We start from the raw sequence: 13,328 nt of genomic DNA, 5'->3' as shown, positions 1-13,328 counted from the left end.
CCATGAGCACGTTTGACACCCTTCTGATTGCCAATCGGGGCGAAATTGCCTGCCGCATCATCCGCACCGCGCGCGACCTCGGCCTGCGCACTGTTGCGGTCTATTCGCATGCCGACGCAAATGCGCTGCATGTCTCGATGGCGGATGAGGCGCACCCCATCGGCCTCGCGCCCGCCGCCGACAGCTACCTCAACAGCGACGCTATTTTGGAGGCCGCCAAAGCCTCCGGCGCGGGGGCAATCCACCCCGGTTATGGCTTTCTGTCTGAGAACGCAGATTTTGCCCGCGCGGTTGAACGCGCAGGTCTTGTTTTTGTAGGACCATCCGCCGAGGCCATCGAGATCATGGGCAACAAAGCCATCGCCAAGGCGCATATGCTGGACGCCGGAGTGCCCTGCGTGCCCGGCTATCAAGGTGATGATCAAACTGACGCGACATTGCTGTCTCACGCACGCAACATCGGCATGCCACTCATGGTCAAAGCCGCAGCGGGAGGTGGCGGCAAAGGCATGCGGCTGGTCACGGATTTGGACGATCTGCCCGAGGCGCTCACCTTGGCCCGAGCGGAGGGCAGTGCGTCCTTTGGCAATGGCACGCTGATCCTCGAGCGCGCCGTGCAAAGCGCGCGACATATCGAAATTCAGATCTTTGCGGATCACGACGGCAATACCATTGCCTTGGGGGAACGAGACTGCACTGTCCAGCGCCGGCATCAGAAGGTAATAGAAGAAGCCCCTGCCCCCGGCATGACCCGAACCATACGAAAGCGTATGGAAAAGGCCGCCATCGCAGCAGCTCAATCGGTGGGCTACGTCGGCGCGGGCACGGTGGAGTTTCTGCTCGATGGAAACGGTGAGGATTTCTATTTCCTGGAGATGAACACCCGCCTTCAGGTCGAGCATCCGGTCACCGAGATGGTCACGGGCCTGGACCTCGTCGCACTGCAACTCGCTGTCGCGCAGGGCGCGCCCCTGCCCGTCTCCCAAGAGGACATCACACTCTCAGGACACGCCATAGAGGTCCGGCTCTACGCCGAGGACCCCGCCAATGGCTTCCTGCCATCCATTGGGAAAATTCATAAATTTGAAACAGATAACATCATCCGCATCGACACCGGCGTGCGCAGTGGGGACGAAGTCTCTCCGCATTATGACCCAATGCTGGCCAAGCTCATTGCCTATGGTGACACCCGCGATGAAGCCCTGCGCAAGCTGAGCCAAGCACTGGACAACACGGCAGTTCTGGGTGTGACCACAAACGTGTCGTTCCTGCGCGACTTGCTCGATCGCACCGAGGTGCAAAACGGCACGGCTACCACATCTTTTCTGGATGACGCCTACCCGAATGGCCCTCCGCAGACCGCCGTCACGTCCCAAACTGTCGCCCTTTCTGCCGCGCTTTTGCTGCGCAGCGAAAGTGATAAAGCACAAGCGCAAAGTCTGCTGCCGGACGCCTCCCTCGCAGGGTTCTCCAGCGATGGCGGCCTGCCTATTCCGCTGGATCTCTCGCTTGACGGAGAACTACATAGTATCACCGCAACGAGTGTTGGCACGGACCAGATCACGGTTTCTGGTGACGGCTGGACCCACAACGTTTCGAGCGACCTCCGCATCGACGGACACCGCACCACTGCGCATCACGCGCCTGACGGTATGAGGGGGCTTTATCTGCAAACCGCAGGCCACCACCTGCATGTCACCCGCGCACAGCCCTGGGCCACAACTGACGCCACCGCCACCGGCGCCCTCACCGCGCCGATGCCGGGCCTGCTGGTGGCGCTCAACGTGGCCGCAGGGGACACCGTCCAAAAAGGCGACACGTTGGCCGTGCTTGAAGCCATGAAAATGCAACATCAATTGACCGCCGCCGCCGACGGCGTTGTCGCCGCGCTCCACGTTGAGACCGGCCAACAGCTGTCCAAAGGCGCGCTGATCCTGACCATGGAAGACCCAACATGACCCTCACCCAAGCTGATGATTTTCTCACCGAGTCCGAAGTGCTGTATGACGCCCTGTCTGGTTTGTCGGACGCGGAGCTGCGCACACAAACCCAGTTCAAAGGCTGGACCGTCGAAGACGTTTTGGTGCACCTGCATTTCTGGAACACCGGCGCGGACCTGTCTGCCTCCGACGAAGCCGCCTTTATGGCGCGCATGGGCGGCGCGATGGCCTCGCTCAAGGCCTCGGGTTCCCTGCGCAGCTATGAGAATGAAACCATCCCGGAGCGCGGCGCAGACCTGCGTGCCCTCTGGATCGAAACGGCGCGCGACGTCGCCGCCCGCTGGCGAAACATGGACCCCAAGGCGCGCCTGCCCTGGGTCGGCCCGTCGATGTCGGCACGCTCCTCTATGACCGCCCGGCAAATGGAAACCTGGGCCCATGGGTTTGAAGTGTTTGACCTACTGGGCAAGGTCCGCGCAGACAGCGACCGCATCAAAAACATCGTGATCCTTGGCGTGAACACCTTTGGCTGGTCCCATCAGGTGCACAGCCTGCCGGTGCCCGAGGCCATGCCCAGACTCACCCTGACCGCACCATCCGGTGCCACATGGGAGTTTGGCGAAGAGGGCGACAACAGCATCGCAGGCCCTGCCGCAGATTTTGCCGCCGTGGTCACTCAGACCCGCGCCTTTGCCGATACCGCGCTGACCGCCACAGGCGAAGTTGCCCAGACCTGGATGGCCAACGCCCAATGTTTTGCGGGTCCGCCAGAAACGCCGCCCGCCCCCGGCAGCCGCCACAAACAGGAGCGCTGAGATGGACAAAGCCATCCTCACCTGTGCGCTCAACGGCGTTCTGACCGATCCGACACAGCACCCCGTGCCGGTCACGCCCGCGCAATGCGCCGCCTCCGCGCGCGAGGCGATGGACGCGGGTGCCGCCGTGATCCACATCCACTTCCGCCAGCAGGAAGAAGGCAAAGGTCATCTGCCAAGCTGGGACCCAAAGGTGGCGACGGAAATTGTTGGCGCGATCCGCGATGCCTGCCCCGACATCCTAATCAACGCCACCACCGGCGTGGTAGGGCCGGATTACTCCGGCGCGTTGGACTGCATTCGTGTGCTCAAGCCCGAAATCGCCGCCTGCAACGCCGGCTCGCTCAATTATCTCAAGCTACGCAGCAACGGAGAGTGGGCTTGGCCGCCAATGCTGTTTGAAAACCAGCCGTCCAAAATTCAGGACCACCTCGATGTGATGGCGGAGACCAACACAATTCCAGAGTTTGAGTGCTTTGACACCGGCATCGTGCGCTCTGTGGCGATGTATGTGCAAAACGGCATGACCAGCTGTGCGCAGTACAACCTTGTCATGGGCGTGGCATCGGGCATGCCCGTGGACCCGAAACTTCTGGAATTCCTCATGCCCTACATGCTGAAAGACAGTTTCTGGCAAGCCACCCTGATCGGGCGCAGCGAGCTTTGGCAGAGCCACCAAAAGGCCGCCGAGCTTGGCGGCATGTTGCGCACCGGTGTAGAAGACACGTTCTACCTACCGAATGGGGACAAGACCCGCTCCAATGGGCCGTTGATTGAAGCGCTGGCCACCTGCGCCACAAACGCCGGGCGCGCAATTGCCAGTCCAGCAGAAGCACGGGAGATGTTGGGCATTTCGCCAGAGCGGTCGTAAGCGGGGGCCAGCCCCCGCACCCCCGGGATATTTTTGGCAAGAAGAAGCCCAAGCCGGAAGAAAGCTTGCACTGGGAGACCCACTGCTCATAGTGGCGCCATGATTGACCTGCTCCCGCCAGACCTGTCCCAAACCCATGCAATCTTCCTTTTGGCGGTGAGCTTTGCCACCTCATTGATGACCGCTGCTTTTGGCATTGGCGGCGGTGCGATCTTCCTGGCGGTGACCGCGGTGATCCTGCCGCCAGCGGCGCTGATCCCTGTACATGGCGTGGTGCAACTGGGCTCCAACGCCGTGCGCGCCATCATGTTCAGCAGCCACATCTTGCGCAGCGCCTTGCCCGCCTTCACCATCGGTGCCCTCATCGGTGTGGCCATTGGCGGCAGTGTGGCGGTGAGCCTGCCGCCTGCGACCGTGCAAATTGGCATTGGTCTGTTCCTGCTGTGGGTGGTGCTCGGCAAGACGCCTGCTTGGATCGGAAAATGGCCGATTGGCGCGGGCGCGTTTTCTTCCTTTCTGACCATGTTCTTTGGCGCCACCGGCCCGTTTGTCGCCGCCTATGTGAAAACCATGCAGCTGGACCGCCACACCCATGTCGCCACCCACGCGGCGCTGATGACGGTGCAGCACGGGCTCAAGGTGGCGATGTTTGCGGCACTGGGGTTTGGCTTTGCCCCCTGGGCGCTGTTCATCGCCGGACTGATCATCTGTGGCGCAGCGGGCACTTGGGTGGGCAAACATGTGCTGGGCCGGATGAGCGACCACGGATTTCACAAGGTGCTCAATGTGTTGCTGATCCTGATTGCGCTGCGTCTGTTGTGGGGCGGGGTCAGCACCTTCCTCTGACAAAACGCCACAGGGGACTGAGTCTTGATAGACCTTTAAAATAGGCGTAATGGGGCGCTATGTTTACAGTCTGCGCTCTCTATCACTTCACCACTTTTGACAACCACGAGGCCCTGCGGGCGCCCTTGCTGGAGTTTTGTCAGAAGCACAACATCACCGGCACCTTGTTGTTGGCCCATGAGGGCATCAACGGCACCATTGCCGGGCCACGCGACGGCATTGATGCAGTAATTGGCTACATCCAAAAGCTGCCGGGTTGCGCCAACTTTGAGTGGAAGTTGAGCACCGCGGCGGAAAAGCCGTTCCCGCGCATGAAGGTGAAGCTCAAGAAAGAGATCGTGACGCTGGGCCAGCCCAACGTCGATCCGACCGCGCATGTGGGCAACTACGTGAACCCGGAGGACTGGAACGAGCTGATCCAGTCGCCGGATGTGGTCACCATCGACACGCGAAACGACTACGAAGTGGCGATTGGCACCTTCCAAGGCGCAATTGACCCGGAAACCGCGACGTTCCGCGAATTCCCGGCGTGGTGGGAAGCCAACAAAGAGCGCTTCCACAACAAACGTGTGGCGATGTTCTGCACCGGGGGCATTCGCTGTGAGAAATCCACCAACTTCCTGATGAGTCAGGGTGTCGAAGATGTCTATCACCTGAAAGGTGGCATTCTGAAGTACCTCGAAGAGGTGCCACAGGAAGAGAGCAGCTGGGATGGCGAGTGCTTTGTGTTTGACGGACGTGTGTCGGTTGGGCACGGGCTGAAAGAAGGCCCGCACCTGCTGTGCCATGCCTGCCGTCGACCCATCCTACCGGCAGATCAGGAGCGTCCGGAGTATGAGGCGGGCGTGAGCTGCCACCAATGTGTTGGCGAGTATTCGGAAAATGACAAAGAGCGGTTCCGGGAACGTCAAAAGCAAATGACTCTGGCACGCCAGCGCGGCGAGCAGCACATCATCGGTCTGGACTGATCCCTAAGTCACCAAGCCAAAGAACAAAACGCCCGGTCACTGACCGGGCGCATCTTTATGTTCTGTAGAAATAATAGCGCTCTGGCGCCACGGTTGTTGGCCCGCGCACCTGTTCAAATCCAACCAATGGCTGACCTGACACCAGCACGCCACCGGGCAACATAATCTCTTTGATCATTGCCGACAGACGCGCCGCCTCGGCCACGTCTTTCTCTTTGTCGCCAAAGCCAAAGTCATAATGCGCCATGGCCACTTTGGTGCCGTCTGTCGCCATCTTTTTCAGCATCTCTTCGGCTTCACCCTGAAGGAAATCCTCCTCCGGCGGCACGCAGGAAGGGTGGCAGTTCAGCGCGCGGTCAATCACCCAGATGCGCCGCTCTGGAGCAATCTCGCGGATGTGGTCATAGGTGCGGCCATTGCCCAGCCCCATGTCGAGGAAATCCCCCTTGAGGCTGTCCACCATGGTGTTGCCCCACTCCAGCCCATCGGCCTGCGCTGCCAAGCGACGCATCATGCTGTTCAAACGGCTCATGAAATGCCCTTTCCATCATGGCGATAAAGCCGCACTGGCCCTTCGCAAATTTCCTGCAAAAACTGCCGCGAAAACTCCCAGATATCGGCGTCATGCACAAGGTGGTGCGTGAGATATCCCAGGGGTTCTTGATTGTCCGTGTGACCCGCGCGGCGGTCTTGTAGCAGCTTGACCACTTGAGACAGCAATGTCTCTACATCCACCAACCCTCTATGGCCGCGCCAGAAAATCGGATCAATGTGCGTGTTGATCTGCGCCACACAGGAGGCGGCCATGGCGGTTTTACGAGGGTTATAGGTCGACACCGCGTCAAAACCAGCCTCGGCCAGCCCGGCCACAACATCGGGCGCAATCCGGTTCCACGGCGGCACAAACATCGGCGCCAACTTGTCGCCAAACAGGGCGCGAAGTCGCGCAAGGCCTTGAGACGCATCCGCCAGTGCCGCGTTGGCAGGGCGGCCCGCCCCAAACTCTGCGTTTTTCACACCCTCCGGCGTGTGGCTGACATGGGCCCAGCCGTGCACAACCGGCACAAAGCACGTCGCCAAGTCCTGCGCCAAAGCCTCGTTGGCGTCTTTGGGTATGATCGCCAAGTGTACCGGAACTTCCGTCGCTGTGCTTAAAGACGCAAGCTGATCAAGCGCCTCGGTGGGGGCAACCGCGTCGTCATCGCGCCACCACAAGGGCAGCACCAGACCTTCTGCGCGCCATTGCGCCAGTTCCGCCCGCAGCGCTGACCAGTCGATCCTCACCCGCGCAGCTCCGCCAGCATGGATTGGGCAATACGCACGCTCTCAGCCGCGCCATTCATACGCAGGCCGGACGGGCTGCGGCGGTCTTTGGAGGCCACACGTTTGATCTCTGCCATCAGGCTTTGCGGGGTCAGGTCGGTGGCGCTGAGCACTTCGATGCCGGGCTGCACGGAAAGGGCGCGCGCGCGCAGGGTCTGCTCCACTTCCCCGCCATCATCAAACGGCACAAACACCGCTGGCACGCCGGTTTGCAGCACATCGAGCGCGGTGTTGTAGCCGCACATGCTGACCGAGGCGGTCACATGGTGCAGCATTTGCCGGAAATCGGGCCGCACCGGTTCAATCTTGATCATCGGATCATCGGCCAGCGTTTTGAGCTCTGCAATCCGCGCCTCGGCATTGGCCCCGCCCACCAACAAGCGCCACCGCAACGGGCTACGTTTGGCGGCTTTGATCGCACATTCAAACAGCGCCTGTCCGACCGCGCCGCCCCCGGCGCTGACCACAATTTCACCGGCACCTGCGCTGTCCGGATGCTGTTGTGGCGCGGGCGGCGCCACGTAGCCGGTGTAGCGCAGCATCGCCGTCACATCGCTGGTCAATGGCCAGCTCATGTCGAGTTTGGTCAGCTCTGGGTCGGCATGCACCAGAATGCCGTCGTAATACTGTTTGATCACCTCGCGGGCGCGAGCCGCTTTGGAGGCTTTCGACGGCGGTGCAAGGATGTCGCGCACCGAGACCAGCACCAAGGCAGGCTGCGGCAATGATTTGGCGGCGTCTAGCAAGGCTTCAAACTCCGCCGACAGGCTACGACGGCCAAAGGGGAAGAGTTCGGTGATCACCACATCGGGCGCCATGTCCTCTACCGCTTTCACCATCATCGCCTGACGCTTGGCCAGATAGGCGGCATCCGCCTCCACGCCCAATTCAGTCAACAGCTTGGTGAAATCCACACCATCCGAGGCCAGCGGCGGCAGCTGCACCAATGCAATGCCGTCCTTGTCCAGATGCTCTGCAGGCATGCCGCCCGACAGCACCACAGCCTCGTGGCCATCACGCGTGAACGCGCGGGCAAGTGTCAGAGCGCGGGACAGATGCCCGGTGCCCAGAAGATGGGTGACAGCGATCAAAACTTTCATGCGCTGCGCCTTTCCAATCGCACAATATCAGGGTCTGCGACTTTAACCGTATCCCCCTCAATTTCCACCACAAACAGCCGGTTGCGCTTCACCGCAAACGGGGCCGGGCCGTCAAAATCCCAGCCATGCGCCTTGGCCAAAATCATCCGCATGATGCCGATGTGGCAGACCGCAATGCAATCCCGCTTTAGGCCAAACAACCACGGCGCCAAGCGGTCCCAGACCATCTGCGGGCTTTCCCCGCCCGGCGGCTGGTAGTCCCAGCCCCACTGCTCGATGTCGCGAAACCCGCTGTTGGGATCGGCCTTAAGGTCCACGCCCTTTTTGCCTTCCCAATCCCCCCAGTCCATCTCGATCAGCGCGTCGACCACCGCTGGCCTGCGCCCGGTGACAATTTCGCCGGTTTCCTGCGCGCGGAGCAACGGGCTTGCCACCAGTTCGGCGGCGTCCCAGCCTGCGGGCAGTTTGAACTCTGCCAGACCTTCGCGCGCCTCATCGTCCAGCGGAATGTCCGTGCGCCCCTGGATTTGTCCGGCGCGGTTCCAATGGGTGTGTCCGTGCCGCAGCATGGCCAATCGGATCATCATGTCTCTTTCATCAATGGGTTCAGAACCTCCCACACGGTCTGCCGGGCGGCTGTGAGCAGGTGGTGGTTTTGCACCAAATCCCGCGCCTCTTGCGCCCGCTGCCGATGGGTTTCATCGTCATTCAACACCGTCAAAAGCGCCGCTGCAAGCGCATCCGGGGTTGGGTCGGCCACCAAGCCCTCTGCCGCGACCACATCGCGCACACCGGGGCGATCCTGTGCCACCACCGGCACACCATGTGCCTGCGCCTCCAGGTAGACCATGCCAAAGGCCTCGTTTACGCCGGGCCAGAAAAAGACGCGCGCGCGCTCGTACGCCTGCGCCATTTCCCTGGCGTCCAGCTGTCCCAAAAATCGCACCCGACCCCCATAGGGTGCCATCAGCGCCTCAACCTCAGCACGACACGGCCCATCTCCAGCAATCTCGACCTGCCAGTCGCCAGTCAGATGCCCCAAGGCCTCCGCGATGATGCTGTATGACGCCAGTTTGTCGCCCTTGCGCATCATGCCCGCCACCAGAAGGGTCGACGCATCCGGCTCCGCTTGGGTTGGCAAATTCTCCTGCGCCAGAAACGGCGGCAGATGCACAAGCTGTTGCCCGACTTTCAGATGACCCCGCAAAGCCACTGCATCGCGCCCCGTGAAGTGAAACAACACATCCGCCGCATCACAGGCCGCCTGCGCCTTTTTCTCAAAAGCATCCCAAGGCCCGCCCAAGCGTTTGTTGGCTCTCGTGGCCTCAAAGGACACATAGGGAATGCCCAAAGCCGCGCTCACGGTTGGCCCCAACAAATCCGGCGCTTTGTAATAGCTGTGATAGGTCGCCCACAGCGCCCAGCCCTCGGCCCGCCCCTTAGCAATCAGCGTCGGTATCTCCGCCTCCGCCTGTGCCAGCAGCGCTGCCTGCACCGCACCATCGCCGTGTTTATCAAAGCTGCGCAGCTCAGAGACCAACTGGGGCACGACGCCATCGCGCGTCAGCAGCTGCATCAGGTTGCGCGCCATCTGGCGCTCGCCGGACGGCACCGGATGATGCGGTGATTTCAGAGGGGCATAAAACGCAATCGGCCCCATGAGGTTAGGCCTTCGCCGCAGCCGCTTGCAGGCGCGCGTCGAGCTGGGCAATGCCCGGCTGCATCAGGAAATGCGCCGTCAGCCGACCATAAGCCGCCTCGGTCAACGTCTCCCGAAGCTCCGCATCCCGCGCCAGCCGCTCCATGGCCGCCGCAAGTGCCTCTGGCGCGTCGCTGGACAACACGCCATGTTCGCCGTCGGTGATGAACTCCGGGATCGCAGACACCGGCGTGGACAACAGGCACAGATTTTGGCTCGCCGCTTCCATCAGCACATTTGGCAAGCCGTCACGGTCACCGTCCTCGGCAATCCGGCTTGGCAGCACAAACACGTCGGACACCCGCATCGCCTCGATCACTTCGGGCTGGTCGCAGGCCCCACGCCAGGTGATACGATCAGCAATGCCAAGGGTCTCAGCCTGTACTTTCAACAAGCTGCCGTCCCCGCCGCCGCCAATATGGTCCCAATGCCAATCGAGGTCTTTGGGCAAGAGTGCCAAGGCAGAGATCAGACGGTCAAAGCCCTTCTTCTCCACCAAACGCCCCACAGACAGGAAACGCACACCACCGCCCTCAGGCCGCTCTGTGGGTGGCTCTGGAAAACGGGTCAGGTCCAAGCCGTGATATACCAGTTCCACGCGATCCGGCCTGTCGGCCAGTTCAGCCAAGTGATCCGCGCCGACCTTTGTACAGGTCGCCAAAAACTCCGCGCCAAAGGTGCTGTCTTGCAGTTTTTCGCGCTTTTCCCACTCCGGCGAAGTCCAGATGTCCTTGGCATGGGCCGACACCGACCACGGCATGTCGCGTATGATCGCCGCATAGCGTGTCACCGAGGCCGGCGTGTGCATGAAATGCGCATATAGCAGGTCAATGTCGTCCGGCAGCTCCCGCGCCAGAACACAGGCCTGCCCAAAACGGCGCACCCGGTTGCGGGTCACATCACGACGGAGGTCTTTGAGCCAAGCTCTCGTGGCGGCCCAAAACCGTTTCTTGAACAGTCCCGCAAAAACGCCCTTGAGCACACGCAGCGGCTCCTGATGCAGATATTCCGGCAGGTAATGCACCGGCGCCTGCAAACGCTCATGCAGCGGGTGGCGTTTCTTGTCGGTGGGGAAGCGCAGGGACCACATCGACAGGTCGTATCCCGTCTCTTCCAGGGCCACAATTTCCTGCGCAATAAAGGTCTCGGACAGGCGGGGCCAGCCTTTGACCACCACCGCCACCTTAGGTCTTTCTGAAGTCATGCAGCGCCTTGAGATCGGGCAATGCCAAGCATCGCCAAAGTACGTTCGGAGACCACGTCCAACCCGTCGAGCAGACCGGGCACAAAGGCGTGGCTTGGTTTTGGTTGATCCGGCAACGCGCGAATGGCGGCGATCATCGCCTGTGGCGTGAAGCCGTCGCGCTGCTCGTCCAACATGCGCACAAGGCCAAGGCTTTCGGCCCGGCTGGCGCGGATATGTTGCTCCATGCGGGGGCGTGTGCGCGGCACAATCACCACCGGTTTGTCAAAGGACAGCACCTCACAGAAGGTGTTGTAGCCGCCCATCGAGACAATCCCCATCGCGCCCTTCATCAGGGTTTCCATACGGCTGTCAAAGCCCACGGCTTGCACCCGGCCATTGAGCTTGGCAACACGGGCCTCAAACTCGGCGCGCACTTCGCCGCTCAGGAAGGGGCCATAGACCAGCACCGCACGTGGAGACAACTCCGGGTCCTGCTCATAGGCCGACAGCACCAGATCCACCATGCCTGCACCATCGCCGCCGCCACCGGGGGTGACCAGCACATAGGGCTGCTCTGGGGTTTCGCCTTCGCTCAGCGCTTCGCGGTGCAGATAGCCGGTGAATTTCATGCGGGAGCGGAAATTTTGCGACAAGTTCAAACCGGCCACCGGATCATAAATCGAGCGCAGCCCGTAGACCCAAGTCTCATCGTAGTATTTCTCAGCCGCTTCCAGAGCGCCTTTGCGGTCCCACTCGGCCGCCAGCACGTTTGGTTCGTCCAGCACGTCGCGCAGACCCAGCACCAGATGCGCCTTGCGCTTGGCCTTGAGCCATTCCAGCGCCGGCAACAGTTCGCCGCGAAAGCCGGTTGGCTCTTTGTCCACGATCAGGATATCGGGATCAAAATGCTCCACCGTGGCTTTGATCAGCCCAGCCCTCAGCGCCGTGGTCTCATCAATGTGCAGTCCCAGACGCTCGCTCTCATAATCCCCATCCGGCGTTTTGGTCACGCCGGGCAGGCGAATGTGGTCAACATTGTCCGGAAACGGGAAGCGCCCCGCCACTGGGGAGCCGGTCAGGATCAGCGCAGAAATCCGGCTGTCCGCCTGTGTGATCGCCGTGGCCAGCGCACGCGAGCGTCGCAAATGGCCCAGACCATAGGTGTCGTGACTGTAAAACAGCACGCGCGGCGACGCATTGGCCGCCAAATCACCTGTCAAAGAAATCGCCTCGGACACGTCACCCGCCTCGCTCTATAGCCGCCAGTCCGACTCGGACTTCGGCAAAACCCCTTTGATATCGTAAAGCAAAGCGTCCGGCTTTCCGAGGGCTCTTATCGCCGCGCTGTCCAACTCGCGGAACTGGCGATGCGCAACGGCAACGACCACGGCGTCATACGCCCCATTTTGAGGCTGATCGACCAAGGCATAGCCGTAGTCCGCATCCAACGCTTCAGGGTCCACCCATGGGTCCCAGATGTCGACCGTCGCAGAATAGCTTTTGAGCTCATCCACAATATCCACAACACGCGAATTGCGCGTGTCGGCACAGTTTTCCTTAAACGCCAGCCCCATGACCAGCACCCGCGCGCCAGCGGCATTGGTGCCTTTGGCCAATAGCCCTTTGATCAACTCCTGCGCCACATGGCGGCCCATGTGGTCGTTGATCCGCCGCCCCGCCAAAATCACCTCGGGCCGATAGCCGAGCTGCTCTGCGCGATAGGTCAGGTAATAAGGGTCGACCCCAATGCAGTGCCCGCCGACCAGACCCGGCGTAAACGGCAGGAAGTTCCATTTGGTGCCTGCCGCTTCGAGCACTTCCAGCGTGTCCAGCCCCATGCGCGCAAAGATCAGGGAAAACTCATTCACCAGCGCGATGTTCAAATCCCGCTGGGTGTTTTCGATCACTTTGGCCGCCTCAGCGGTTTTGATCGAACTGGCGCGGTGCAAACCTGCCTTGATCACCGGGCGGTAAATGGCATCCACACGGTCCAGCGTTTCCGCGTCCTGCGCCGCTACGACCTTGACCACATGCTCCAGCGTGTGCTCCGCATCGCCGGGGTTCACCCGCTCTGGCGAATAGCCCAGTTTGATGTCTGTGCCTGCTGTAAGCCCGCTGGCTTTCGCCAAGGCCGGGCCGCATACATCCTCGGTCACACCGGGATACACCGTGCTTTCCAAAATCACCAAAGCGCCGGGCGTCAGATACGGCGCGATGGTGGTGCAGGCTCCCAAAACCGGCCCCAAATCAGGTTCCTTGGCATCGGTGATCGGTGTGGGCACCCCCAGAATAAACGCAGTGCGCCCTGCCAGATCGGCAGCGTCGTCAGTGAACACCGCCGTGCTCGCTGCCAGAGTATCGGAGGACACTTCACTATTGGGATCATCGTTGTTGAGCAGACGCGCCACCAACCGGCTGTTGGTATCAAAGCCCACCACATCAAAGCCCGCCCGCGCCAAGCCTAAGGCCAGCGGCAGGCCAACATAGCCCAATCCCAAAACGGCGATTTTTTCTGTCTTTGTCAGGCTCACGTCTCTTGTGCCTTTGCGAAAATGCGTATCATTTCCCGTTGCCTCCGCG

Annotated in this window: 13 protein-coding genes; 5 read left to right on the top strand and 8 right to left on the bottom strand. The window is 61.2% G+C overall.

Annotated features, from left to right (window positions below):
* The first annotated feature begins 2 nt into the window (after nt 1-2).
* From SIB38_RS04460 to SIB38_RS04440, 5 genes are all read left to right on the top strand, one after another.
* Complete coding sequence (locus SIB38_RS04460) at nt 3-1,958, top strand: acetyl/propionyl/methylcrotonyl-CoA carboxylase subunit alpha (protein WP_412551502.1); 1,956 nt, start codon at nt 3-5, stop codon at nt 1,956-1,958.
* On the top strand, nt 1,955-2,755 hold the full coding sequence (locus tag SIB38_RS04455) for a TIGR03084 family metal-binding protein (RefSeq protein ID WP_294116647.1): 801 nt from the start codon (nt 1,955-1,957) through the stop codon (nt 2,753-2,755). The genes SIB38_RS04460 and SIB38_RS04455 overlap by 4 nt, the downstream gene beginning before the upstream one ends.
* A 1-nt stretch (nt 2,756) precedes the next feature.
* The gene (locus SIB38_RS04450; protein WP_412551501.1) at nt 2,757-3,626 is read left to right on the top strand and encodes a 3-keto-5-aminohexanoate cleavage protein; all 870 of its coding nucleotides are present in this window, start codon (nt 2,757-2,759) and stop codon (nt 3,624-3,626) included.
* Between the two features lie 99 nt (nt 3,627-3,725).
* Nucleotides 3,726-4,472, top strand: coding sequence for a sulfite exporter TauE/SafE family protein (locus SIB38_RS04445; RefSeq protein WP_294116649.1), 747 nt, complete (start codon nt 3,726-3,728; stop codon nt 4,470-4,472).
* A 59-nt stretch (nt 4,473-4,531) separates the two neighbouring features.
* Nucleotides 4,532-5,440, top strand: coding sequence for a rhodanese-related sulfurtransferase (locus SIB38_RS04440; protein WP_294116650.1), 909 nt, complete (start codon nt 4,532-4,534; stop codon nt 5,438-5,440).
* Nucleotides 5,441-5,495: 55 nt separating this feature from the next.
* On the opposite strand, the gene SIB38_RS04435 is transcribed toward SIB38_RS04440, so the two are convergent.
* Genes SIB38_RS04435 through SIB38_RS04400 form a run of 8 tightly spaced genes read right to left on the bottom strand, consistent with a single transcriptional unit; the run spans nt 5,496 to nt 13,273 of the window.
* Nucleotides 5,496-5,972: a class I SAM-dependent methyltransferase gene (locus SIB38_RS04435; RefSeq protein WP_294116651.1), complete on the bottom strand. Its 477-nt coding sequence runs from the start codon at nt 5,970-5,972 to the stop codon at nt 5,496-5,498.
* Nucleotides 5,969-6,724, bottom strand: a complete 756-nt coding sequence (locus SIB38_RS04430) for a polysaccharide deacetylase family protein (RefSeq protein WP_294116652.1) — start codon at nt 6,722-6,724, stop codon at nt 5,969-5,971. The genes SIB38_RS04435 and SIB38_RS04430 overlap by 4 nt, the downstream gene beginning before the upstream one ends.
* Complete coding sequence (locus tag SIB38_RS04425) at nt 6,721-7,863, bottom strand: glycosyltransferase family protein (RefSeq protein ID WP_412551500.1); 1,143 nt, start codon at nt 7,861-7,863, stop codon at nt 6,721-6,723. Before SIB38_RS04425 ends, SIB38_RS04430 begins: the two co-directional genes overlap by 4 nt.
* A complete protein-coding gene (locus SIB38_RS04420; RefSeq protein ID WP_294116654.1) occupies nt 7,860-8,447 on the bottom strand; it encodes a histidine phosphatase family protein in 588 nt (195 codons plus the stop codon). The genes SIB38_RS04425 and SIB38_RS04420 overlap by 4 nt, the downstream gene beginning before the upstream one ends.
* Nucleotides 8,447-9,523 (bottom strand): glycosyltransferase family 4 protein, encoded by a 1,077-nt coding sequence (locus tag SIB38_RS04415; protein WP_412551499.1) that lies wholly within the window; start codon nt 9,521-9,523, stop codon nt 8,447-8,449. The genes SIB38_RS04420 and SIB38_RS04415 overlap by 1 nt, the downstream gene beginning before the upstream one ends.
* Nucleotides 9,524-9,527: 4 nt before the next feature.
* Nucleotides 9,528-10,766 (bottom strand): glycosyltransferase family 4 protein, encoded by a 1,239-nt coding sequence (locus SIB38_RS04410; protein WP_294116656.1) that lies wholly within the window; start codon nt 10,764-10,766, stop codon nt 9,528-9,530.
* The gene (locus tag SIB38_RS04405; protein ID WP_294116657.1) at nt 10,763-11,986 is read right to left on the bottom strand and encodes a glycosyltransferase family protein; all 1,224 of its coding nucleotides are present in this window, start codon (nt 11,984-11,986) and stop codon (nt 10,763-10,765) included. Before SIB38_RS04405 ends, SIB38_RS04410 begins: the two co-directional genes overlap by 4 nt.
* 15 nt (nt 11,987-12,001) lie before the next feature.
* On the bottom strand, nt 12,002-13,273 hold the full coding sequence (locus tag SIB38_RS04400; protein ID WP_412552021.1) for a nucleotide sugar dehydrogenase: 1,272 nt from the start codon (nt 13,271-13,273) through the stop codon (nt 12,002-12,004).
* Nucleotides 13,274-13,328: the final 55 nt, after the last annotated feature.

The sequence above is a fragment of the Shimia sp. MIT910701 genome (assembly GCF_047126315.1).
In the GTDB taxonomy this organism is placed as follows: Bacteria; Pseudomonadota; Alphaproteobacteria; order Rhodobacterales; family Rhodobacteraceae; genus Shimia.
The sequence above is the reverse complement of the archived record's forward strand: the minus strand, read 5'-3'. Positions and strand labels throughout refer to the sequence as shown.